Annotated in this window: 19 protein-coding genes; 10 read left to right on the top strand and 9 right to left on the bottom strand. The window is 59.2% G+C overall.

Annotated features, from left to right (window positions below; translation table 11 throughout):
* From DXA43_RS09435 to DXA43_RS09425, 3 genes are all read right to left on the bottom strand, one after another.
* A partial coding sequence (locus DXA43_RS09435) for a transposase (RefSeq protein WP_147344754.1) occupies positions 1-226 on the bottom strand: 226 nt, incomplete at its 3' end.
* A 387-nt stretch (positions 227-613) separates the two neighbouring features.
* Positions 614-2242 carry a UDP-glucose--hexose-1-phosphate uridylyltransferase gene (locus DXA43_RS09430; protein ID WP_233540065.1) on the bottom strand — a complete coding sequence of 543 codons (1629 nt, stop codon included), beginning with the start codon at positions 2240-2242 and terminating at the stop codon, positions 614-616.
* Positions 2233-3438: a galactokinase family protein gene (locus DXA43_RS09425; protein ID WP_117806980.1), complete on the bottom strand. Its 1206-nt coding sequence runs from the start codon at positions 3436-3438 to the stop codon at positions 2233-2235. Before DXA43_RS09425 ends, DXA43_RS09430 begins: the two co-directional genes overlap by 10 nt.
* 383 nt (positions 3439-3821) lie before the next feature.
* Between DXA43_RS09425 and DXA43_RS09420 the strand changes: the two genes are divergently transcribed.
* Together DXA43_RS09420 and DXA43_RS09415 are read left to right on the top strand one after the other, a co-directional pair.
* Complete coding sequence (locus DXA43_RS09420; RefSeq protein ID WP_117806983.1) at positions 3822-4808, top strand: LacI family DNA-binding transcriptional regulator; 987 nt, start codon at positions 3822-3824, stop codon at positions 4806-4808.
* 129 nt (positions 4809-4937) lie between these two features.
* On the top strand, positions 4938-6098 hold the full coding sequence (locus tag DXA43_RS09415; protein WP_233540064.1) for an FprA family A-type flavoprotein: 1161 nt from the start codon (positions 4938-4940) through the stop codon (positions 6096-6098).
* Between the two features lie 66 nt (positions 6099-6164).
* Here DXA43_RS09415 and DXA43_RS09410 read toward each other — a convergent pair whose 3' ends face one another.
* Positions 6165-6968: a DeoR/GlpR family DNA-binding transcription regulator gene (locus DXA43_RS09410; RefSeq protein WP_117806979.1), complete on the bottom strand. Its 804-nt coding sequence runs from the start codon at positions 6966-6968 to the stop codon at positions 6165-6167.
* 335 nt (positions 6969-7303) lie between these two features.
* Here DXA43_RS09410 and DXA43_RS09405 point away from each other — a divergent pair, with 335 nt between their 5' ends.
* Positions 7304-8161, top strand: coding sequence for a class II fructose-bisphosphate aldolase (locus DXA43_RS09405; RefSeq protein ID WP_117802843.1), 858 nt, complete (start codon positions 7304-7306; stop codon positions 8159-8161).
* Positions 8162-8483: 322 nt separating this feature from the next.
* On the opposite strand, the gene DXA43_RS09400 is transcribed toward DXA43_RS09405, so the two are convergent.
* The 3 genes from DXA43_RS09400 to vsr all read right to left on the bottom strand — a co-directional run bounded on the left by DXA43_RS09400 (position 8484) and on the right by vsr (position 11577).
* Positions 8484-9107 (bottom strand): HAD family hydrolase, encoded by a 624-nt coding sequence (locus DXA43_RS09400; protein WP_089572377.1) that lies wholly within the window; start codon positions 9105-9107, stop codon positions 8484-8486.
* A gap of 56 nt (positions 9108-9163) precedes the next feature.
* Positions 9164-10093 carry an AraC family transcriptional regulator gene (locus DXA43_RS09395; RefSeq protein WP_158549316.1) on the bottom strand — a complete coding sequence of 310 codons (930 nt, stop codon included), beginning with the start codon at positions 10091-10093 and terminating at the stop codon, positions 9164-9166.
* A gap of 497 nt (positions 10094-10590) precedes the next feature.
* A complete protein-coding gene (gene vsr, locus DXA43_RS10515; protein WP_233540063.1) occupies positions 10591-11577 on the bottom strand; it encodes a DNA mismatch endonuclease Vsr in 987 nt (328 codons plus the stop codon).
* 144 nt (positions 11578-11721) lie between these two features.
* Between vsr and DXA43_RS09380 the strand changes: the two genes are divergently transcribed.
* Positions 11722-12507, top strand: coding sequence for an ABC transporter ATP-binding protein (locus tag DXA43_RS09380; RefSeq protein ID WP_117806978.1), 786 nt, complete (start codon positions 11722-11724; stop codon positions 12505-12507).
* Complete coding sequence (locus tag DXA43_RS09375) at positions 12497-14698, top strand: ABC transporter permease (protein WP_117806977.1); 2202 nt, start codon at positions 12497-12499, stop codon at positions 14696-14698. The genes DXA43_RS09380 and DXA43_RS09375 overlap by 11 nt, the downstream gene beginning before the upstream one ends.
* Positions 14699-15026: 328 nt before the next feature.
* On the opposite strand, the gene DXA43_RS09370 is transcribed toward DXA43_RS09375, so the two are convergent.
* On the bottom strand, positions 15027-15992 hold the full coding sequence (locus DXA43_RS09370; protein WP_158564982.1) for a response regulator transcription factor: 966 nt from the start codon (positions 15990-15992) through the stop codon (positions 15027-15029).
* Between the two features lie 329 nt (positions 15993-16321).
* Here DXA43_RS09370 and ptcA point away from each other — a divergent pair, with 329 nt between their 5' ends.
* The 5 genes from ptcA to DXA43_RS09345 all read left to right on the top strand — a co-directional run bounded on the left by ptcA (position 16322) and on the right by DXA43_RS09345 (position 22567).
* The gene (gene ptcA, locus DXA43_RS09365) at positions 16322-17395 is read left to right on the top strand and encodes a putrescine carbamoyltransferase (protein WP_117654944.1); all 1074 of its coding nucleotides are present in this window, start codon (positions 16322-16324) and stop codon (positions 17393-17395) included.
* 132 nt (positions 17396-17527) lie between these two features.
* On the top strand, positions 17528-18967 hold the full coding sequence (locus tag DXA43_RS09360) for an APC family permease (protein ID WP_022093785.1): 1440 nt from the start codon (positions 17528-17530) through the stop codon (positions 18965-18967).
* 368 nt (positions 18968-19335) lie between these two features.
* A complete protein-coding gene (locus DXA43_RS09355) occupies positions 19336-20541 on the top strand; it encodes an agmatine deiminase family protein (protein WP_022094159.1) in 1206 nt (401 codons plus the stop codon).
* A 474-nt stretch (positions 20542-21015) separates the two neighbouring features.
* Positions 21016-21198 carry a hypothetical protein gene (locus DXA43_RS10290; protein WP_117637033.1) on the top strand — a complete coding sequence of 61 codons (183 nt, stop codon included), beginning with the start codon at positions 21016-21018 and terminating at the stop codon, positions 21196-21198.
* A complete protein-coding gene (locus DXA43_RS09345) occupies positions 21188-22567 on the top strand; it encodes an APC family permease (RefSeq protein ID WP_117806975.1) in 1380 nt (459 codons plus the stop codon). The genes DXA43_RS10290 and DXA43_RS09345 overlap by 11 nt, the downstream gene beginning before the upstream one ends.
* A gap of 65 nt (positions 22568-22632) precedes the next feature.
* Here DXA43_RS09345 and DXA43_RS09340 read toward each other — a convergent pair whose 3' ends face one another.
* Positions 22633-22824: a hypothetical protein gene (locus DXA43_RS09340; protein WP_117766509.1), complete on the bottom strand. Its 192-nt coding sequence runs from the start codon at positions 22822-22824 to the stop codon at positions 22633-22635.
* Between the last annotated feature and the right edge of the window lie 160 nt (positions 22825-22984).

Below are 22984 nucleotides of genomic sequence, written 5' to 3'. Positions count from 1 at the left end.
CGCGGGCGCGCCGCACGGCGAGGGACCCTATGTTGCGGAACTGGTCGACGACGACGAGCGTGCCGGCGGGCGCGGAGGAGAACAGCGCGTCGAGAGCGCCCTCCCGGTTGCGGACGGGGGCGCTGGCCAGCACCTCCCCGCCGCGGTCGATCAGGCAGGCCCAGTGGGAGGACTTGCCGACGTCCAGGCCGAGCACGGCCGCGGGTCTGGTCGATGGCGCTTTCACGGTGGTATCCTTCCGGTAGTCGTTCGACCGGATGGCCTCCCCCTCGGCACTCACATTACCAGCCGCGGCGCCTGCCCGGCACTTTCCTATCAGCCGTCGGGGGCGGCGCGTCCCGCGCCGGCAGCACCCAACGGGCCCTCTCGGGGGCAGGGACGTTCGGCCGTGCGCGGGCGCCCGGTCGGCGGCCCGTTCTGGGCGCGCCTCAATCGTAGCCCGAGACGGGCCCGGGCTGACAATTTCGACTGTAATGGACGTTCTTTAATGACTGGTCGTTTAAGAACGTCCCCAATGGCTACACTCAAAAACGGCGCCCGTCGGTGATGTTGCCGGCGGGCGCCGTTGTCTTGAAGACGAAATAGTCCGTTTTCCTCCGTCCCCAAGGGATCATTACAGTGAGTCGATAAAGCGCTGCTGGGCGGCGCGGCCGGCTTCGTCCCACTTAAAGACGCCGGCGTTGTCGAGCACGTGGCCAAACACTACGCCGACTTCCTCGTGCAGGATGCCGATGGCGCTATCCGCCGTAAGCTCGTCGGCGCGGCGGGCATAGACATCCTCGGCCCACGCGGCATGGCTACGGCAGAGGTCGTCGCCCTCGAGCGCGCCGGCAAGGTCGTAGCTGGTATCGGCTTTGGCCGCCAGCAGGTGCTCGCGGACAGCGCCGAGCTCGGGAACCAGACGCGGCGGCAAAATGGCCAGGCCCATGACCTCGATCAGGCCGATGTTCTCCTTCTTAATATGGTGAAACTCGGCATGCGGGTGGAACACGCCCAGCGGGTGCTCGTCGGTCGTGATGTTGCAACGAAGCGCCAGGTAGGCCTCGTAGATCTCGCCGCCGGCATTGCCGCGGGAGTCGACGCGGCGGATGACGGGCGTCACGGTGTTGTGCGCTACGCCGTCGGCCGTGTGCGCGATAACGCCCACAGACTCGTCGGTCCACTCGCGCCAGGCGAGGATAATCTTCTCGGCAGCGTCGAGCAGCTGAGCGCGGTCATGCGAGCGCAGGCGCAGCACCGAGAGCGGCCACTGCAGCACAGTGCCGGTGACCTGGCCAAAACCGGGCACGCTAAACTGCGAGACCTCGGCGGCATGCATCATGGGGAACTCGTGCGCGCCGCCCTGGAAGTGGTCGTGCGACAGAATCGAGCCGCCCACGATAGGCAGGTCGGCGTTGGAGCCGATGAAGTAATGCGGGAACAGGTCCACAAAGTCGAGCAGGCAGGTCAGGCTCTTGCGGTCGACGTGCATCGGACGATGCTCGGAGCTCATGGCAATGCAGTGCTCGTTAAAGTACGCGTACGGGCTGTACTGGAAACCCCAGCGCTCGCCGTTGAGCTGGATGGGGATAATGCGCAGGTTTTGGCGAGCGGGGTGAGCGCCGCCGTCGGCTGCGGCGGAGCGTCCGGGATAGCCCTCGTTTTCGATGCAGAGCTGGCAGGCGGGATACTTCTCGCCCGTGTTCTTGGCGGCACCTGCCGCGGCGATATCGCGCGGGTCCTTCTCGGGCTTGGACAGGTTGATGGTGATCTCAAGATCGCCCCAGTTGGTGGGGGTGCTCCATTTGATGTTGCGCGCGATGGCGGCGCGGCGCACGTAGCCGGCGTCGCAGCACAGGCCGTAGAACCAGTCGGTTGCGGCGCGGGGCTCGTTGACGCCCATGCGTCCGTTGAACTCCTCGTTTACAACCGAAGGCCTCGGCATGAGCGCACCCATGATGCGCATGGCGATGCGGTCGCGGCCTGACGCCGTGTCCTCGGCGGCACCGTTGGTAACGGCGGCCTCGGAAAGCGCGGCAAGCGTGCCTTCAAGATCAAAGTCGGGCAGGGTATTGGGGTGCAAGAGCGAGAGTTTCTCAACCTGGAGCGCCCAGGCCATGTCGAGCGCCGGACCCGTGGCACCAATGCACTCCAGAATAGTGTTGTAGGCCCAGATGCGATCGTCCTGGCCGACCATAGACCGATGGATGGCGTATTCGATCAGGCTCTGCGCAGCTTCGCGCACATCAGTCATTACAGCCATGCCGCGTAAGCCCCCTTGTCAGAAATCGCGTAGTGGCGGGCAGAGTCCTCGCCCAGCCAGTCGTTCATCTTGGCAATGAAGGTGTCGACGAGGTCGAGCGGCACGAAGGCCTGGATGGTGCCGCCAAAGCCGCCGCCGTGGATACGCACGGCGCCGCGGCCGTCGAGCACGTGCTCGGCCAGTGCCAGGGCATACATGGAAGGCTGCTCGGAACCCAGCTTGGCGACGACATTCTGCAGGTACATGGCAGAGCTGGCGCCGGACTCGCGCGTCAGGACCAGGAACTGGTCAATGTCGCCAGCGTTCAGGGCTGCCCAGCGCTTGTCGACCAGGCCGTTCTCGTACCAGTAGTGAACGGCGCGCAGGCAAGCGCGGTCGCCCAGCTTGGCGCGCAGCTCGGGGAGCTTGGCGTCAAAGTCGGCAACGTCGACCTCGCACAGGCGTGCCTTGCCAAACTCGGCGGCGACGTCCTGCATCTCGCGCGGAACGGCGGCGTAGTCGTCGGTAGCTGCCACGTGGTCGGCGCCGACCTTAACGAGCACGAGCGCATAGCCGTGATCCTCAAAGTTGAGCTCGAGCTTCTGGGTTTTAGGCTGAGCCTGGTCCTCAAAGTCCATGTAGGCGAGGCCGCCCAGGCACACGGCGGCTTGGTCCATAAGACCGCAGGGCTTGCCGTAGTAGTTGTTCTCGGTTCGCTGGCTCATCTGAGCGAGCGTGACGGGCTCAATGGCGGGCGCGCCCCAGAGCGTCTCCATGGCACGGCCGTACGCGGCCTCGACGGCGGCAGAGCTGGAAAGGCCGCCGCCCGAGGGGACGGAGCAGGTAAAGGCAAAGTCGAAGCCCTGGGGCTCAACGCCCAGAGCAGCGATTTCGTGGGCCATACCGCGCACGAGGCTTGCGGACGTGCCCTTCTCGGACTCCTGGACATCCAGCGTGTCGAGCGTGATCTCAAACGTAGGATAGCCCTCGTCGGCTACGCGAACCTTGTTGGAATCGGTTGCCACGGCGATGCCGTCAACGGCGACATCGAGCGAGCCGGCGATAACGTGGCCACCCTCGTGGTCGGTGTGGTTGCCGCTGATCTCGGAGCGGCCGGGCGCGTGCACATAGAGCACCTGGCGATCGCCGATGGGGCCAAACTCCTCCTCAAACAGCTTGGTGAGCGTGGCGAGTGTCTTTTCGTCGGGGGTGGTCATGAGGGTCCTTTCCTTGGCGCATACTGACGAGTTTTCCGTCGTAGTGAGTACGTTAACAATTTGAAGCGGCATAAACTCAGCATCTACGATGCCGCACGTTACGGGCTATGCTAACGTACTCATAACACAACACTTATCACTTTTTGAGAATCTGGTAATCGGTAGAAATTCAGCCGTGAACGGTACTGCCGTATGGACTTATAAAGCAGAAGAGATGCAGATAGAAAAAGTAGAGTACGTTAACATGCGTCCGACGATAGCGGGCCTCGGCGCGGGATGTATTTCTGCCCGGGCCGGCATTCACGCTATTCAGATCTCTCAAGGGTGAAGGTGATCCTGTGGCAAGGCGCCCGTCCAACGATACCAGTTCGCGTCCGGTCTCCATGGCCGACGTCGCCCGCGCTGCTGGCGTTTCGCAGCAGACGGTTTCGCGCGTCGCCAACGGCTTGCCCAACGTTAACGAACAGACGCGCCGGCGCGTGCAGGCCGCTATGCAAGAGCTTGGCTTTCGTCCGAGTTATGCCGGTCGCTCGCTGCGTGACGGCCGTTACCATTCGGTCGGGCTGTGCGTCAACGATGTCACCAAGTTTGGCAACCTTTCAATGATCGACGGCATCGCCAGTGCTGCTCGCGAGCATAATTGCGCCATCACGCTGGTCGAGATGTCCAAGACCGAGGAGTTTTCGCTTGCCGAGGCCACGCGTCGTATGGCCGCGCTGCCCGTGGACGGTATCATCATCGGCATGAGTCGCATGGCGCCCGATTTTGAGACGTTTGATCCACTGCCGGGCATTGGCACGGTCATCGTTACCATGTACGCGCATCCGCGCGTGACCACGGTCGATTCCGACCATTACGGCTGCTCGCTATTGCTTATGGATCACCTGTTTGAGCTGGGACACGAGCGGATTCGCTATATTGGTGGCCCGTCGTTCTCGGTTGACGAGCAATTTCGTCGCGCCGGTTGGCAGGATGCGCTCGAGCGTAAACACATTAAGCCGCAGGCGCCGCTCGAGGGCGATTGGTCTGCCAACAGCGGTTACGAGGCCGGCAGATATCTGGCCGAGCACGACCGCACCATGACGGCGATTTACGCGGCAAACGACCAGATGGCAAACGGTGCCATCGCCGCGCTGCGCGATAGCGGCTTGCGCGTGCCCGAGGACGTGAGCGTGGTGGGCGTCGATGATTCGCTCGATGATTTTGTAGCACACAACGAGCTCACGACCGTTCGATTCGACTTGCATCAGCGTGGGCGCGAGGTGTTCGAGCATGCGGTTCCCGAGGCGGGTACGGTGGGCAAAACCGTTGCCATTCGTATTCCCGGCCAGCTCATCATTCGACATAGCACGGCGATACCGCGCTCATAGTTTGTGCTGGTAAACGGCGATTTATCGCATTTCAATAACAATCGGTAAGGATGCCGGCAGATAGCTGTTGGGATGCAGCCGAGTGCTATGATAGACGGGCTCTTTTGTCTATCTAGGAGGCTTTGCCTGATGGAGATCACCAAGGATATCCGCTACGTTGGCGTCGACGATCACGACATTGACCTGTTCGAGGGCCAGTACGATGTGTCCGAAAACGGTATGGCATACAACAGCTACGTTATCTTGGGCGAAAAGATCGCTGTCGCCGATTCGGTCGACGGCGGTTTTGTCGACGAGTGGCTCGGTAACATCGAAGCCGTGCTCGACGGCCGCACGCCCGATTACCTGGTCGTTCACCATATGGAGCCCGATCACTCCGCTGGCATCGCTGCCTTTATGGAGCGCTATCCCCAGGCGCAGATTGTGGCCAGCATGGGCGCCTTCCGCATGATGATCAACTACTTTGGCACCGACTACCCCGAGCGCAAGATGGTCGTCAAAGAGGGCGACGTGCTCGATCTGGGCAGTCACAGCCTAACGTTTGTCGGCGCTCCCAACGTGCACTGGCCCGAGGTGCTGTTCTCTTACGAGGCCACCGACAAGGTGCTCTTTAGTGCCGACGGCTTTGGCAAGTTTGGCGCCAACGACATCGAAGATCCGGAAGGGTGGGCCTGCGAGGCGCGCCGTTACTACTTTGGCATCGTGGGCAAGTTCGGCAAGTTTGTACAGGCCGTGCTCAAGAAGGCCGCCGATTTGGACATCCAGGTCATCTGCCCGCTCCATGGTCCCGTTCTTACCGAGAACCTGGGCTATTACCTCGACACCTACAACACCTGGTCGAGCTATCAGCCCGAGGACGAGGGCATCACGATTGCCTACGCGAGCGTCTACGGCCACCTGAAGGCCGCCGTCGATGAGCTCGCATCTGCGCTCGAGGCCCGCGGCCAGAAGGTCTCCGTTTTTGACTTGGCTCGCGACGACATGGCCGAGGCCGTTGAGGATGCGTTCCGCTATGACCGTCTGGTACTCGCTTCCATTACCTATCAGGGCGAGATCTTCCCGTTCATGAGCACCTTTATCCACACGCTTGCCGAGCATGCCTACCAGAACCGTACCGTGGCGCTTGTCGAGGCCGGTTCCTGGGCGCCCACTGCCGCCAAGGTAATGACCAAGGAGCTCGAGGGTATGAAGGACATCACCCTGACGCAGAACAAGGTGACTGTCCTGGGTTCGCTCAACGACGCCTCGCGCGCTCAGATCGAGGCCCTCGCTGACGAGCTCTCCAAGTAACGACACGTTCACTTTTAACGCTCAAACCACCACAAAGGGGACAGGCACCTTTGTGGTGGTTTTTGTTTAAGCGCCGGCGATGAGGAGATTTGGGCGGGCGTCGTCGGCGACCTCGGCGATTGAGGTGGCGACGGCGTGATCGGGGTCACGGTCCATCACGATGGCGTTGACGTCGGTCAGCTCGGCAAAGCGGTACATGCCACGTCCGTTGACCTTACTGGCGTCCATGAGGGCGATACTTTGGCGGGCGGCACCGGCCATAGCCGCTTTGGTCTCGGCCATCTGCGGAAAGTCGGTCGTAAAGCCGCAGCCGGGAACGAAAGCGCCAGGGCACATGACGGCCAGATCGGCATGGACCATTTGGAGCGCCTGCATGGTAAGTGGGCCGTACAGATAGCGATGACCTTTGCGCAGCGTCCCGCCCAGCATGACGACATCGACCGAGGGCATGCTCTCGTCGATGTAATCGGCAATGGTAATGTCGGCCGTGATGACGGTGATGCCATCGCGCTGGTCGAGCAGGCGGACAAACTCGAGAGCGGTGGTGCCCGAGTCTACGAGCAGGGTGTCGCCGTTGCCGACGAGTTCAATGGCGCTTTGCGCGATGGCCTGCTTGGCGGCGACATTGACGTTGATGCGGCGATCCTGGGTGGATACGGTCAGTCGCTTCTGGAGCGACACAGCGCCGCCATGCGTGCGGCGCAGCTTGCCGGACTCGGCGAGCGCGTCTAGGTCGGCGCGGGCGGTAACGGAGGACACGCCAAAGGTTTGGGCGATTTCTGCCACTTGCACCGAGGCGTTATGTTCGAGCATCTCCATGATGGCGGCACGCCGCTCATCGGCGAAAGCTCGGGTTGTTGCATGGGCCATATCCGCTCCATCATCGTCTGAAATTTGCAGGAATTGTGTTGAGTCTATTTTCGTTCATTTTCTTTTTAAGTAAGAAAACGCCTTTCGATTACTTACTTTTTCTATAAAAGAAAGACGCTGAACGCCCAAAATTCAATATCGAACACGCCCACTCAGTTCCAATTCCTTCCGTTTACTTTTCAAAAACGACTGTATTGACCTGCATGGGCTCAATATCTCGCACATGCAGAGCCGTTGAATTTCATACAATGAGCGAAGCAAAACGCAAGGTAAAACGCCTTGCGGACACGTACGCCCGATGTCCAGATGCGGGCGAGGGAGAGGAGCAAACGCTCATGGCACTTGTTACCACCGAAAAGATGCTCAAGGACGCTCAGGCCGGCCACTACGCCGTTGGTGCGTTCAACGTTGAGAACCTCGAGTTTGTTATGGCCGTTCTGGCTGCTGCCGAGGAGACCAAGTCCCCCGTCATCATGCAGACCACCCCGGGCACCATCAAGACCGCTGGTCTGGACTACTTCTACGGCATGGTCAAGGCTGCCGCCGAGCGCGCTTCCGTGCCCGTCGCCCTGCACCTCGATCACGGCGATGGCTATGACCGCTGCATGCAGGCTTTCCGCACCGGCTACACCTCTGTCATGATTGACGGCTCGCACGAGTCCTTCGAGGACAACATTGCCCTGACCAAGTCCGTCGCCGACGCTGGCCGCGCCATGGGCGTGCCCGTCGAGGCTGAGCTCGGTAAGGTTGGCGGCAAGGAGGACGACGGTCCCGCGGTTGAGGGCGAGAGCCCCTACACCGATCCGGCCGAGGCCAAGGAGTTCGTCGAGCGCACTGGCTGCACCTCCCTCGCTATTGGCGTTGGCACCAGCCACGGCGTGTACACGAGCGATCCGCACATCGAGCAGTCCGTGGTCAAGGCCATCCGCGACGCCGTCGACGTGCCGCTGGTTCTGCACGGCACCTCCGGTGTGCCCGATGAGCAGGTTGCCGAGGCTGTGAAGAACGGCATCTGCAAGGTTAACTACGCCACCGAGCTGCGCCAGGCCTACACCAAGGGCTTCATGACCTACATGGCCGAGAACCCCGCCTGCTTCGACCCCAAGAAGCCGGCCAAGGAGGGCATGCGTGAGATCACCGAGCTGGTTAAGATCCGCATGACCAACCTCAACTCTGTGGGCAAGGCAGAGTAACAGCAAGGGTACTCCGACTCGCTACATATCCCGGGGAGGGACGGGGGCTTAGTTCCCCAATCGTCCTCGGGCATGCAAAAAGCCTCGCTGCGCACTTCGTGCGGCGAGGCTTTTTGCCCCCTGCGGAAAGATTGGAGAACTAAGCCCTCGTCCCTCCCAGGTTGACCTACTCGAGGTCGTCGCCCTTGTGGCGTTAGGGCGGAAAATAATAAGAAGCCTTCGCGCTGCGGAATGATTTTGGAAACTAAGTACGGGGACCCGCCCAAGCCGTTCTGCTCAATCGCCCTTGTGGTGTTGGGACTGAAAGGGTGGGACGCGTGGGTTATTTGGTTGTTAGGGTTAGTAGGTCGTTGGGGGTTTTGAGGTTGTAGGTGGCGTTTGGGATATCTTGGTGTGATCCCCATGCTGCTCGGGCAAAACTGACCCCTGCTGAAGTTGCGCATTGTTCGTCGTAGACGGTGTCGCCAACGTAGACGACGTTGCCAGGATTCGCGCCCGCACGTCGGAGATATTCGAGCATGGGTGCGGGTGCGGGTTTATGTTCGGTTGTGTCTTCGACAAGGATGATGTGCTCAAAATACTTATCGAAACCAAGGGGTGCAATTTCTTTTGCGTATTCGTCGCGCGCACGTGAGGAGACGATGCCAAGTTTGCAGCCGCTATCGGCGAGTGTTGCGATGACTTCAAGCAAGCCTGGAAACACGCTGATAGTGCTTTTAAAGCTGGCGGCAACTTGGCACCAGCGATCCAACGTTGCCTGCGAGTAGATCCCAAGTTTCTCAAGGGCATCCTTGCCGGGTATGCCGAGGGCAAAGTCAAGCTCGTGTCGGGGAAGCGTTTTGCTGGTCTCTTCTTGGACAATCTGGACAAGCGATGACAGAACGCTTTCTTCTGTATCTGCCAATGTCCCATCAACGTCAAATACGATATGGTCAAAGTGCTTCATATGATTGCTCCTCTCTGTTGTTTGCCTGCAAGTTTGATGCAGTGACAGAAGAAGGGTTAGCGGGATTTCTGCCTGGTGCTATCGAGATTCTGCCTCGCTGCTCGATAGCTCGAAGGAGTGCACCCCATTTGTTCTTTAAATACCTGGCCAAGATGGCTTGCTGTTATAAATCCGCATTGGCGCGCGACTGTCTGTACCGTTCGCGTGGTGTGTGCCAAAAGTTCGCAAGCACGGTTTATGCGGTATGCGCGTAGATATGCCGCCGGGGTCGTTCCTGCACAAGTTTCGATAATGCGGTAACACTCTCTTTCGCTTACGCCGGCTGCAGATGCCATCTGGGGCACATCTATAGCGGCTGCATAGTTTGCGCGGATAAAGTCCAGGATTGCCTTGAACTGTACGTCGCGGCTGGTCATCCAAGAGGCGCCGTCGGAAGAAAAGAGCGGTTCGGCCTTGGCGTTAATCTGAATCCAGAGCTCTGACAAACTATTTCGAAGCGCCATCTCGTTCTGCGGCCGTTGAAGGTCGTGGCTAAAGGAGCTCTTCAGCAAATCGATAAAGGGCATATCGTCGGGATTGGTGGGCGACCATTTGAGCACATCGACGCCTCGACATTGAAGCAATGGGTTGATGTAGCGCTTTTGGAGACGTCCCGCGGGATCGCCGAGCATCGACGGCTGAAAGATATGCAGCATTTGAATGGCTGGCGCCGAATTGGGTGATTGCAGCGTGCTGTGCAATACGCCGCCGTTGATAAAGCCGGCGGACCCTTCCTCAAAGCGTACGTGCTCATGAGCCGCGTGCGTTCGATAGTCAATCGCTCCCTGCTCCATGTAGAAAAGCTCAACTTCGGAATGCCAGTGCCAGGGGACGGAATTGCCCGGATAGCGAGCGAATTCTGCGCGTTCGGCAATATAGGGCCAGTCTTCGGCGGTCTCGGGAAACGCTTCCTCGCGTCCTCCGCGGTGCAATTCTATGTGATCCATGTTTCGCATGGCATCAGTATAAAGCGCGATGGGCTTAGATTGCTCTTGCCTGTTCGGGGAACGCCTTGTTTAGGGATGCTTGGAGCTTTTCGAACGATGCTCGCAAGTTGAGGTTCTGGTCGGTTGAGCGTTTTGCTTTTGTGGTGGGGGAGTCGAGGAGGCCATTTCTCTGTGTCGGGGGGAAGGAGAAAAGGTCTGCATGTGTTAGGGATGGCTGCTGTGTTGCGTCATTGGAAGAATGCATGCTTATGCGGCCTCCTCGATGTCCACCAAAAGGTTGCGCTCGGGGTTTGCTGCTAGGTCCCGTGCGCTGGCAGTATTATGCCGCGGCTGCCGCAAAGAAGCGCTAAAGAAAGGCTTAACCTGGTTTGGTGTTACGATGAAACTGCAGGTCAGAGGTATCGAGTAACACTCTTGAAAGGTTTTGAGCTTAAGGGCTTTCTAAGGTTTGTGACGTGGATGTGGCGCGGACGTGCGGAGCGTGTGAATGCTCGCTGTTAGCGCTGCGGCTCTGTGGCGCGCACCTGCTCGATGACCTTTTCCATCGTGGCGTCGATGCGGTCTTTTTTGAGTTCGCATTCCCAGATGGTTATGGGCGTCCAGCCCATTTGAGTGAGCGCTGCCACAGCAGCACGGTCGCGCTCGACGTTGCGACGGAACTTTGCCTCCCAAAACTCAACGTTGCGCTTGGGCTGGCTTGGGTTGCACTTGGGGCAGCGGTGCCAAAAGCAACCGTTGACGAAGATGGCGATCTTGCGGCCGGGGAAGGCGATGTCGGGCTTGCCGGGTACCTTCCATTCCAAACGATAGCCCGTAAGGCCCGCGGCCCGTAGGCGCTGACGTACGAGCAGCTCGGGCTTGGTGTTGGCGCGCTTGTTGCCCTTCATGGACTTTTTGATGGCGGCGCGACGGCGGACCAGTTCGCGCTCGTCAGCGGAGAGGTCCGAGGTATCGATGCCGTCGAGCAGACCGGGCTTGGGACGCTTTTTGCTGCGGCGTTTAGGTGCGCGCTTGGGTTTGGTGGCGGGTTTGTCGGTTGTGTTGGGCGCGGCGTCATCGGCGGAGCTTGCCTCAAGCCGATCTTCCTTTAACTCAATCAGAGCATCAATGAGCCCCTTGTCGGCGGGCATCCATTCCACCGTGGCAAGCGAGGTGCGTGGAATCCAGCGGATATCAAGCTGACGGTCGTGCTTCTGGGGCTCGCCGGACTCTTTAGCCAGCGAGCAGTAATAGCACTCCATTGAGAGATGAAAATCGGGGTAGTCATACTCAACGGTGTAAAAATCACGCAGGTTGGTAACGTTTACCTGCAGCTCTTCCATAAGCTCGCGGCGCACGGCGTCTTCGGGTGTCTCGCCGCGCATGAGCTTGCCGCCTGGGAACTCCCATAGTCCCTGCATGTCGCCGTAGCCGCGCCGCACGGCAAGCAGCTCGTCAGATCCATCCTTGCGAATGATCCCAGCGGCAACATGAACAGTCTTCAACAGGAGCCCTCTCTCAACATCAACACATGGCAGACTACGCTTACCTTACGCAACGGTAAGGCAAGCGTAAGCCATATCGATGGTAGCCGACTCGGCTTCTTGCGACTATAGATGCCGTAGACTAATCGCAAGAAAGGACTCGGTATGCAAACCACGCACATGGCGGCCCCGGTACTGGAGGTCGCGCATCTCGAAAAGGTATATGGAGCGCTGGGCAACGTGACCCGTGCGCTCAACGACGTCAGCTTTACCGTCAACCGCGGCGAATTCGTTGGCATCATGGGCGCCTCGGGCTCGGGCAAGTCGACGTTGCTCAACTGCGTGTCGACCATCGATAGCGCCACAAGTGGCACGATCCGCATCAACGGCCAGGATGTGACGCGCATGAAGCAGGCCAAGCTTTCGCAGTTCCGCCGCGAGGAGCTCGGCTTTATCTTCCAGGACTCCAACCTGCTCGATACGCTCACGGCACGCGAGAACATCGCCCTGCCGCTCACCATCGCCCGCACAAACTCGGCCGAAGTTTCGACCCGCGTGCAGGATGTGGCCGCGCGTCTGTCTATTAGCCAGGTACTCGACAAGTACCCCTACCAGATGTCCGGTGGTCAGCAGCAGCGCGTTGCCGCGGCTCGCGCGCTCGTCACCGACCCAACTATGATCATGGCCGACGAGCCCACCGGCGCCCTCGATTCCAAGAGCGCCCGCTTGCTGCTCGAGAGCCTGGAGGCGCTCAACCGCCGTCTGCGTGCCACCGTGCTCATGGTCACGCACGACAGCTTTGCCGCCAGCTACACGAGCCGTGTGCTGTTTATCCGCGACGGCAAGATCTTCACCGAGCTGCGCCGCGGCGACACCGACCGCCGAGAGTTCTTCGACCGCATTATGGAGGTCGTTGCCATGATGGGCGGTGAAGGCTCCGATGCTCTGTAAACTCGCTTGGGGCAACGTCCGCCGCGCCGGCCGCGACTACCTCGTCTACTTGCTGACGCTCACCCTGGGTGTCACGGTCTTCTATGCCTTCAATACCGTCTCGATGCAGGTCGACATTGCCGGCATCAAGGAGGAGGGACTGTCCGAGCTCATGGGCAGCATGCTCGGTTACCTGACGTACTTTTTGGCCGGCGTCATGGCCTTTTTGATGGTGTATGCCAACAACTTCATCATGAAGCGCCGCAAAAAGGAGTTCGGCCTGTACCAGGTGCTCGGCATGCGCCGCGGGCGCGTCGCCACGATCATGGCGCTCGAGACCGTGATCGTTTCGGTCGGCGCCTTTGTCGCCGGCATTGTGCTGGGCGTGGGGCTCTCCCAGCTCATGACATTCTTTACGGCCTCGCTCTTTAAGACACAGATCGCTAATTTCCACTTCTTTTTCTCGGTGCATGCGTTCAACCTGACCCTTGCCTGCATGCTCGTGATGTTTGTGCTTACGCTACTGCTGAACCTTCGCGCCGTGCGCCGTACCAAGCTCATCGAGCTTATGGGCGCCGAGCGGCGCAACGAGAGCATCAAGACGCGCAACCCCTGGATTGCGATCGCCATCTTTGTCGTGGGCGTGGTGCTGGTGGGCGTGGCCTATTACCGCCTGTTGCGCGATGGGTTCCCGCTCACCGCGACGGAGGGTAAGCTGCAGGAGGCCATGAACCAGTTTGGTATCACCACGGCCATGGTTACGGTGGGTACCTTTGCCCTGTTCTGGGGCCTTTCGGGCATGCTTATCAAGCTGCTGCAGAGCCTGCGCAGCGTGTATTGGCGCGGCCTCAACATGTTTACCGTGCGCCAGCTTGCGGCCAAGGTCAACACGGTGTGCTTTTCGATGGGCGTTATCGCGATGATCCTGTTTCTGGCCATTACCTCGGTGACCTGCGGTATGTCGATCGCCAACGTGATGAATGAAAACCTCGAGCGCTATAACCCTGTTGACGTGTCTCAGACGTATGTCTATTACACGCCCGAAACGCTCGACTACTACAAGGAGTATGTCAATCCGTCTGAGGCCGATCGCATGGTGCTGGCCGATGCAACGGTCGATTTGTACGCTGCATGGCATGGCGAGCGCAAGTCGGCGGACAACAACGACGAGACCGGCAAAAAGGTCAATATCGCCGATGTTGCCGGTGAGCATGTGCAGATCGATTCGTATCTGAGTTACCCGCTTGGCGGCTCGGGTCCCTCGGTAGCTGCAGGCGAGATGTGCAAGGCCATGGGCGAAAAGCTCCCCAAGGTGCTCGAGGGTAGCAATGCCGATGATATGGGCCTGTTTGTGACGCCGGCGAGCCAGTACAACAAGCTGCGCCAGATGATGGGCGAGGAGCCGGTGAGCATTGGCCGCGACCAGTACGTGCTTACGTGTGATATGGGCGGTGAGCTGGGCGACCTGTACACCAAATATATGGCCGGCGGCCATACCCTCACCTTGGGTGGGCATGAGCTCAAGCCCGCAACCGATAAGTCGGACAAGGACACGGCGGCCATCGCCAACTCGGGGCTCGGTAGCAATCCCGGTACCGTGGTCGTTGCCGATGAGCTGCTGTCCCAGCTTAATCTGCAGCCGTATGCCAGCAACCTGCTCGTTAACTACAAGCGAGGGATGGATGTTGCCGAGGCCGATGAGCTCATTAAATACACTATGCTCGACAACCTGCTCGTTGACGGCAAGGAGCCGGGTTCGTGGGGAGTCTTCATGATACGCTCCGAGCTATATACGCAGGCAGCGCAGATGAACGGCATGATTAGCTATCTGGCTATCTACATCGGCTTTGTACTGGTCGTTGCATGCGCGGCAATTCTGTCGATCCAGCAGCTCTCCAACGTGGCAGATGGCAGCCGCAGCTATCGCGTGCTGGCGCAGATCGGCTGTGACGACCGCCAGATTCGCCATTCGGTGATGGCACAGCAAGCGGTGTTCTTCCTGTTCCCGCTGGCAGTGGGTCTGGCGCACTCCTTTGTGGCGCTCAAGGTGATCATCGAGCTGGTGAGCACGTTTGGCAACATGAGCATCGGCGGCACGGTGGGCCTCACCTGTGCGATTTTCCTGGCAGCCTACGGCGGCTACTTCCTGGTAACGTACCTCATGAGCACCGGCATGGTGCGAGCTGCCATCGCCACCCGCTACAGCGAGTAGCGAGCGGGCAAAACCGCCGCATAACCACAGCGAACAAACGCCGCGAAGGAAGCCGGGCCCCCTTCGCGGCGGTTTTTTGCCCGCCTGATGCATCTCAAAACTAAGTGAGTAGACTTTTTTGGATCTGCCGAGCACATTGCGACAAACGCTCAACAAAACCGCAGGTCAGGGCTGTGGCGTTTTGGGGCGTGCTCGGCATCCCGCCAAAAGCCTACTCACTTGGTTTTACTGCTAGAAAACCGCCGCGAGGGAAAGTAGCTCCCTCGCGGCGGTTTTGGCATTTGCCCAGATAAAACCTGCCAAAATAAACCTGTCCCTTTTTGGTAGGTTATCGTTTCCAAAAGTGGAGGATCAGGGTCGTACGGTTTTGCTGCTCGGTTTTGACCAGGATGTTGTGGATGTGGGTCTTGACGGTACCCACGGCAAGGAAGAGCTCGTCAGCGATCTCTTGGTTCGATTTGCCCAACACAACCAGACGCATGACTTCGGTTTCGCGGTTGGAGAGCTTGTAGGCGTTGCGATAGAAGGGCATCTGCTCTTCGATGTGTCGATCAAGATCGCTGACGTTCTTTTCCTCGGGCGCCTCCTGCATGCGAATCGAAAGCACGTGATAGGCATAGATGATCAGCAGAATCGCAAAGTAGCACGCAAAGATGTTCTCGCTAAAGTTGCGCTCGGACAGGTACAGCTGCAGCCAAGAGGGTGCCAGGCTCATGGGAACAACAAGGATGTTGTAGAAATCCTCGGCAACGATGCACCCGACCAGAATGGCGCCGATAATGAAGTGCTTTCGTTGATTGTTGACGCGCGCCTTAAGCTCGACCTGCGTGCTTTTATGCGCCGTCCAAAAGATATACAGTCCCACAAATACAAGGAATACCTGACGCATCGTGTAGTAGAGCCATTGATGTATGGGGCCGTAGGGGACAGCGACAATGATCAGCAGCTCGCTCAGGAAGAACGTTGCGACGGGAATAACAAACTGCTTTTTTGAATGTTTGTCGAGCAAGTCCATGGCAATGAGCCAGATAAAAGCTTGTGAAGCGGTCGCCACAAGGGTCCGCAACACAGGCATGGTAATTGAGTAATAGTCGCTGGCTGGAAAACTCTGGTTTTGCAACGTGTATTCAAAAAAGAAGATCTCGGTCATCTCGATGGCATAGCAAATAAAAACGCCGCTGCCATAGATAAAGAAGCGTCGACGAGACGAGGCATAGGCGGCAAGCGAAAGCACTGCCGTCACAATACAGATCACGAGTATCGCTAGGGTATAGAAGAACATCAGGGTGTTCATCTGCCACCGTCCCATCTCATTTCATCTATGGCCGAGCCCTGTATACCTTGTGGGATATAGACGTCTCAACCCTTCGTTCCATTGCGGATTAGGCGCCGAGATACAGCATAGCCGTATACCGTTCGCGGTTCTAGATAGTAAACCCCCTGCAAGCTGGCTACCTGCGGGTTTATATTGGTTTAGAGGGGATGTAACTCCGTGAACGGTCTTTAATCCCGAATAAACTAGGTAAAAATTGCATACGGGTGAATGATGGTCTTGTCAACACGAGGCGTGATGTTCGAGCGCCTCATAGCAATAGTCGGCACGACCGGCGGAAAGGAATCGACATGGCGCTGCCTAAGGATTTCATCGACACCAACGACTTCACCAAAGAGCAGATCCTGGCTATCGAGGATCTTGGCCTGGCAATGAAGAAGGCCATCAAGGTTGACGGCTATTATCCGCACCTGCTCCGCAACCAGAGCCTTGGCATGATCTTCCAGCAGGTTTCCACCCGCACCCGTCTTTCCTTCGAGACCGCCATGTGCGACCTCGGCGGCCACGCTCAGTTCTATGGCCCTGGCACCATTCAGCTCGGTGGCCACGAGTCCCTGGGCGACACCGCTCGCGTCATGGGCGACCTGCTCGACATCATGATGGCTCGCGTTGACCGTCACAAGGACGTCGTCGGCCTCGCCAAGGGTTCCGCCGTGCCCGTCATCAATGGCATGTCCGAGTTCAACCATCCCACGCAGGAGATGGGCGACCTCATGACCATGCTCGAGAACCTCCCCGAGGGCAAGAAGATCGAGGACTGCACCCTGGCCTTCATCGGCGACGCCACCCAGGTCTGCGTCTCCCTCATGTTCATCGCCTCCAAGGTCGGCATGAAGTTTGTCCAGTTTGGACCCAAGGGCCACCAGATCCCCGACGGCGGCCTGCACGTTGGCACCGTTGAGGAGCGCGCCGAGTTCGGCAAGCAGATGATGGCCATCGCCGAGGAGAACTGCAAGGTCTCCGGCGGCTCCGTCGTCATCTCCGACGACATCGAGTGCATCAAGGGCGCCGACTTCATCTACACCGACGTGTGGTATGGCCTGTACGACGAGGAGGTCTCGGGCGAGAACTACATGGACGTGTTCTACCCCAAGTATCAGGTCACCATGGACATGATGAACTTCGCCGGCCCCAACTCCAAGTTCATGCACTGCCTGCCGGCCACTCGCAACGAGGAAGTCGTCGACGAGGTTATGGACGATCCCGAGCGCTCCCTGTGCTGGGTCGAGGCCGAGAACCGCAAGCACTCCATCCGTGCTCTCCTCGCTGCCCTGGGCAAGCGCACCCCGCTCAACGACGAGGGTGTCGAGTACTCCGCCAAGGCCGAGCTTCACGCCGCTCTCGAGGCTCTCGAGCAGCTCTAAGCCTTAAGCCTGCTAAACGCACGTTTGCGGGCGGCGGATGCTCGTCTCCTGTCGCCCGCTCACCGAGGCTCAGGCAATTGCCTTAGTACCTTGGGCCTCGGATCTGTCCAAGACTGAGCGAAGGAGCTCATCATGAGCGACGGAAAGAAAAAGCTTTCCTTTTTGACGGTCATTTCGACCATCATCTGCGTCGTCTTCGTTTGCGAGGCCGCCGCTCCTGCTGCTGCCATTGGCAACCAGCAGTTCTTCTGGTGGATCTTCCTGATCCTGACCTTCCTGCTTCCCTACGGCATGGTTGTTGCCGAGCTCGGTACCACCTATGACGGCGAGGGCGGCATTTACGACTGGGTACGCGATGGCCTGGGCGACAAATGGGGCGCCCGCATCTCGTACTACTACTGGGTCAACTACCCGCTGTGGATCGCCTCGCTGGCTACCATGTTCCCCGACATTTTGGGCATGGTCTTTGGCGTCGAGTTCAACTTGATCGCCAAGATGGGTATCGATCTTGCCTTTGTGTGGATCGTCTATCTCATGGGCCGCTCCAAGGCGGCCGACTCCGAGTGGGTCCTTAACGGTGGCGCCATCATCAAGGTCGCCGTCGCCGTTATCGTTGGCGCTTTGGGCATTTGGTATGCCATGGAGAACGGTTTTGCGAACGACATGTCCGCTGCCACCTTCCTGCCCGAGCTCACCAACACCAACGCTCTCGGTTACCTGTCGATCATCATCTTTAACTTCATGGGCTTCGAGGTCATCTGCACCATGACCGACGACATGGCCGATCCCGCTCGCGATATCCCCAAGGCCATCATCGTCGGTGGCCTGTCCATCGCCGTGATCTACCTGTTCGCTGGCTTTGGCATCGGCGCCGCCGTGCCGGCCGACTCCATCGATCCCGACTACGGCATGATCGTCGCAGTCCAGACCATGGTGGGCGACTCCATGATCTTTAAGGTCATCTGCATCGCCTTCCTGATCACCCTGTTCGCCAACATGGCCGCTTGGTCCTTCGGCGTTAACTCCGTTGCTCGCTACGCTGCCGAGCACGGCAACATGCCCAAGGTCTTCGCCTCGATGATCTCGGATGACGACATGCCCAACGGCGCCAACCTGGTCAACGCTGTCGTTGCCTCCCTGGTGCTGTGCCTGCAGCTCGTTCCCATCGACGCCATCTCCAACGGTGTCTTCTGGATGCTCTTTGGCACCTCTGTCGTCTTCCTGCTGTTGACCTACATCCCGATGTTCCCGGCGTTCCTCAACCTTCGTAAGAACGACCCCAACCGTGAGCGCATCTTCACGTTCCCGTTTAAGGGCGCCATGATGAAGGTCATGCTGGCCATCCCCTGCATCGAGCTGGTTCTTGCCATCGTTGCCACGCTGATCCCGTTCTCCGCTGCTGAAATTGGCGACAAGGTCCCGATGATCGTTATCTTCATCGTGCTCGTGCTCATCGGCGAGGTCGTCCGCGTCGTCAGCGCTAAGGGCCGCGAGACCGAGTACAAGGGTCTGACCCCTGAGCTCGCAGCCCAGCGTCTCGCTGAGGAGGCCGCCGAGGCCGAGGAGAACTAGAGCACCCGGTTCTGGGGCTCCAACCCTCCTCGTGTACCAACGCGCGCTTCGTCGGGCTTGTCGCTCCCGACTCCGGGCACTCTAGCCTCTTCGGAGGCGTGTCCAAGCGACAGGTTTGCTAACCATTCCCCCGGGGTGGGTGTGAGCGATAGCTCCGGTAACCACCGCCCACCCCAATCTCTCTTCCGTATCCTTCGTGCGTTTTGTCTCCGCGCACTTGGTTACGTCGTCGCTTGCCGGTGCGATTCCGTGAAAACCGGCACCGGGCGCCCCGACCTTTGCCGGGGAACGGGCGCCTACCATCTCTTGGTTTTAGGCTGCGGGTAACCCGCCCGCAGCAAGCGATCGTTCGATTTGGAGGAAATCTTATGCGTACGATCACCGAGTCCGAGTCCACCCCCAAGGCCGACGGCTTCTTCATGCCCGCCGAGTTCGCCCCGCAGGATCGCGTGTGGATGGGCTGGCCCCACCGCACCGACACCTGGGCCCACGGCGCCAAGCCGGCCCAGAAGCAGTATGCCGCCATCGCCCGCGCCATCTCCGAGTTCACCCCGGTCTATATGTGCGCCAACCAGGTCGACTACGCCAACTGCAAGGCCGTCTTCGAGAACGACGAGAACGTCACCGTCATCGAGATGACCACCGACGACGCCTGGTTCCGCGACACTGCCGCCACCTACGTCATCAACGGCAAGGGCGAGAAGCGCGCCAACCACTGGCACTTCAACGCCTACGGCGGCCTCGTCGACGGCCTGTACTTCCCGTGGGACAAGGACGAGCAGATCGCCCTCAAGATGGCTGAGCTCTCCGGCTGCCGCCGCTATCGTCCCGACGACATGATCCTCGAGGGCGGCTCCATCACCGTCGACGGCGAGGGCACCCTTGTCGTGACCGACCAGTGCCTGCTTTCCCCGGGCCGCACCTGCTCTGCGGTTCTGGAGGAGGAAGAGGATCCCGAGTCCATCTGGCCCAAGTACCGCAAGAAGTTTGAGCCCTGGAGCGAGGAGCTTCGCGCCTACATGGACGAGCACCTCAAGGATTACCTGGGTGTCGAGAAGGTCATCTGGGTCAAGGAGGGTATCGACCCCGAGGAGACCAACGGCCACATCGATGACGTCGCCACGTTCATCGCGCCGGGCGTCATGGCCTGCATTTGGACCGACGATCCCGAGTATCCGTTCTACGAGCAGTGCCACGCTGCCTACGAGACCCTCTCCAACGCCGTCGACGCCAAGGGCCGCAAGATGAAGGTCTACAAGCTCTGCATGCCCGTGAACCCGCTGTTCATGGACCAGGCTTCCTGCGACACCATCGACGCCGACGAGAACGCCGAGCCGCGCGTCCCCGACGAGCCGCTGATCGCCTCCTACATGAACTACCTCGTGACCAACCACGGCGTTATCGTCCCGCAGTACGGCGACGAGAACGACCAGCTGGCCGTCGACACGCTCCAGAAGATCTACGACGAGGTCTGGGGCGAGGGTGTCTACAAGTGCGTCGGCGTTCAGTCCGAGCAGGTCGTCTTCGGTGGCGGCAATATCCACTGCATTACCCAGCAGGAGCCCTCGGCGTAACTCAGGCACGCCACCTTGGCGTTCACTCGTCGCTTACGTAGCGTCAGTACGCTACGCTCCTCGTTCGCGCCAATCTGGCGCACCTGAGCACGCCGAGTAAACGTCTGTCTTCCCGAGGCACGGCACCTTGCCCTTCAATCGTCGGGCATGACCCTTAAGGTCTATGCCCTCCTCTTTCAGGGCAATCTGCCGCACCTCGGAAACCCAGCCGATCAATCGGACAGTCGGTGAATCGCACCGTGACCATCTCGGGGCATTGATGGTCTGGTCACTTGATGTCTTGGTCGGCTGGGTTTTTCTTTGGGCACTCCGTTGCCTCCACTTCGGAGTGCCCTTTTCTTTGATTGAGTACGCGTCTGGCCTGGGATTTTTTGCGGGTTAGGCCAATTGTTCGCTTGAATTTCCCAGGTCAGACGCGTCTTCAATTGCCGAAAGTTATCGGTCGTGAACGCGGCCGTTTTGATCGGAGTATCTATGTACCAGCGTATCGTTATCTACACGCGCCTGTTCCGCGAGCGTTGGTCCAACAAATGCATCCTCTCCTCTCTCTGGGATGGCACCTGCACCGGTGACGCGGCCTGCAACCCTACCTTGGGCTGCGCCTTCGGTACAGATGCCATCCTTTTTGCTGTAGGGGGCGCGCGCCATGGCAGGTAAAAAGTTCTCCCTGATCGAGGTCATCCTTTCGGTTATCTGCGTCGTGTTTACCATCGAGGCGGCGGCTCCGGCATCTGCCATGGGTAACGTACAGTTCTTCTGGTGGATTTTCCTTATCATTACGTTTTTGCTTCCCTATGGTCTGGTGGTGGCCGAGCTGGGTACGGCGTTTGATTCCGAGGGCGGCCTGTACGATTGGGTTCGCTTGGGCCTGGGCGACCGTTGGGGCGCCCGTTGCTCTTGGTGCTACTGGGTTAACTTTCCGCTGTGGGTGGCAAGTATCGCCTGCATGTTCCCCAGTGTCATTAATGCGGTGTGGGGCATCGAATTTTCGCTTGGGGTCCGAATTGCCATCGAGCTTGCCTTTGTGTGGGGCGTCACGGTCATGGCAATGCAGCCGGTGGCCGAGGCCGATTGGGTCATGGATGGCGGCGCCGTCATCAAGGTGCTCATTACCGCCGTGGTGGGAATCGTCGGCATCTGGTTTGCCTGCAACAACGGCTTTGCCAACGATATGTCGTTTAAGACCTTTGTCCCCGATCTGGGAGACACTAACTCACTGACGTATCTTTCGATCATCCTCTTCAATTTTATGGGCTTTGAGGTGGTCGCGACCTTTGCCAGCACGATGAAGAACCCGTCGCGCGATATCCCCAAGGCGGTTATCGCCGGTGGCGTTGCCATCGCGGCGATCTACATTATCTGTGGCATCGGTATTGGGGCCGCGGTTCCCACCGAGCAGCTTTCACTCGATTCGGGCATTGTGGACGCGGTTGCCGCCATGGTGGGGCGCAGCCACCCGCTGACGATGGTCGTGGGCGTGGCCTTTTTGGTGACGCTGTTCGCCAACATGATCTGCTGGAGTTTTGGCGTCAACAACGTGGCGAGCTATGCCGCGCGCCACGGCAACATGCCGCGCCCCTTTGCGCTGGTGTCCAAGAAGACCGGCATGCCCAACGGCTCAGCACTCATTAACGGTTGTTTTGCCAGCTTGGTGCTGCTACTTCAGATTCCGCTGGGCGAAGGTTCCGACGTCTTTTGGGTCTTCTTCTCGATGAACGTCGTCTTTCTGCTCATGAGCTATATCCCGATGTTCCCGGCGTTTTGGCGCCTGCGTAAATACGACGACCGCTCACGTGTGTTCCGCGCGCCCTTCGAGGGCAAGGTGCTTGCGGTGGCGCTTGCGGTGCCGGTGGTAGAGCTCGTGCTTTCCATTGTTGCGACAATCGTGCCGCTTAACAGCTCGCCCGCCGAGATGTCAAAGTTGCCGATCCTCATGGGTGTGGTGATCGGCGTGTTGCTGGGCGAGGTTTCGCGCCTCATATCGCGCCGCGGCCGCAGCATCGACAATCCCGGCGTTGGCGCATAGGGGTCAGGTTATTTTGCACCAAAACAGTAGCGCCGCGAGTTGTGCGGTACTAGATGCATCTTGGATTACTGTTCACGCTGCTCGGGATCAGATGCGAGCTTGGGTGCAAAGTAGGGGACGTGGCCCAGGTAGGGGCAGCTGTCCGAACGCGCCTCAACGGCGCAGGGGACATCGTCGTAGGTCATGGAAGAACCGAGTCGGGTGATGGCCTTGGCGGCGGGCGCGACGAGCATCTTGAGCGGAGCGATCGGTGTCATGGCATCTCCTTTCATCGGTGAGACACAGCTTGTTTATCTAAACGATACAGTACGTTTAATCGGTGAGTCTAATCTTGCGGCAAAGAATCTGTCAACATCCTCACAGCATCTGAACAGGGGGGTGTTCCTATAGTTTTGTCAACTGGGAAATGCTCTCCGT

This window comes from Collinsella sp. OF02-10 (genome assembly GCF_003463445.1).
Taxonomy (GTDB): Bacteria; Actinomycetota; Coriobacteriia; order Coriobacteriales; family Coriobacteriaceae; genus Collinsella.
The sequence above is the reverse complement of the archived record's forward strand: the minus strand, read 5'-3'. Positions and strand labels throughout refer to the sequence as shown.

What these genes read in the sequence shown, in the direction of transcription:
- DXA43_RS09380 (WP_117806978.1), top strand. Translation starts at nt 11,722, where the DNA reads ATGCAAACCACGCACATGGCGGCCCCGGTACTGGAGGTCGCGCATCTC.
- DXA43_RS09425 (WP_117806980.1), bottom strand. Translation starts at nt 3,438, where the DNA reads ATGACCACCCCCGACGAAAAGACACTCGCCACGCTCACCAAGCTGTTT.
- DXA43_RS09360 (WP_022093785.1), top strand. Translation starts at nt 17,528, where the DNA reads ATGAGCGACGGAAAGAAAAAGCTTTCCTTTTTGACGGTCATTTCGACC.
- DXA43_RS10290 (WP_117637033.1), top strand. Translation starts at nt 21,016, where the DNA reads ATGTACCAGCGTATCGTTATCTACACGCGCCTGTTCCGCGAGCGTTGG.
- DXA43_RS09355 (WP_022094159.1), top strand. Translation starts at nt 19,336, where the DNA reads ATGCGTACGATCACCGAGTCCGAGTCCACCCCCAAGGCCGACGGCTTC.
- DXA43_RS09375 (WP_117806977.1), top strand. Translation starts at nt 12,497, where the DNA reads ATGCTCTGTAAACTCGCTTGGGGCAACGTCCGCCGCGCCGGCCGCGAC.
- DXA43_RS09345 (WP_117806975.1), top strand. Translation starts at nt 21,188, where the DNA reads ATGGCAGGTAAAAAGTTCTCCCTGATCGAGGTCATCCTTTCGGTTATC.
- DXA43_RS09430 (WP_233540065.1), bottom strand. Translation starts at nt 2,242, where the DNA reads ATGGCTGTAATGACTGATGTGCGCGAAGCTGCGCAGAGCCTGATCGAA.
- DXA43_RS09415 (WP_233540064.1), top strand. Translation starts at nt 4,938, where the DNA reads ATGGAGATCACCAAGGATATCCGCTACGTTGGCGTCGACGATCACGAC.
- DXA43_RS09340 (WP_117766509.1), bottom strand. Translation starts at nt 22,824, where the DNA reads ATGACACCGATCGCTCCGCTCAAGATGCTCGTCGCGCCCGCCGCCAAG.
- ptcA (WP_117654944.1), top strand. Translation starts at nt 16,322, where the DNA reads ATGGCGCTGCCTAAGGATTTCATCGACACCAACGACTTCACCAAAGAG.
- DXA43_RS09400 (WP_089572377.1), bottom strand. Translation starts at nt 9,107, where the DNA reads ATGAAGCACTTTGACCATATCGTATTTGACGTTGATGGGACATTGGCA.
- DXA43_RS09405 (WP_117802843.1), top strand. Translation starts at nt 7,304, where the DNA reads ATGGCACTTGTTACCACCGAAAAGATGCTCAAGGACGCTCAGGCCGGC.
- DXA43_RS09395 (WP_158549316.1), bottom strand. Translation starts at nt 10,093, where the DNA reads ATGGATCACATAGAATTGCACCGCGGAGGACGCGAGGAAGCGTTTCCC.
- DXA43_RS09370 (WP_158564982.1), bottom strand. Translation starts at nt 15,992, where the DNA reads ATGAACACCCTGATGTTCTTCTATACCCTAGCGATACTCGTGATCTGT.
- DXA43_RS09420 (WP_117806983.1), top strand. Translation starts at nt 3,822, where the DNA reads ATGGCCGACGTCGCCCGCGCTGCTGGCGTTTCGCAGCAGACGGTTTCG.
- DXA43_RS09410 (WP_117806979.1), bottom strand. Translation starts at nt 6,968, where the DNA reads ATGGCCCATGCAACAACCCGAGCTTTCGCCGATGAGCGGCGTGCCGCC.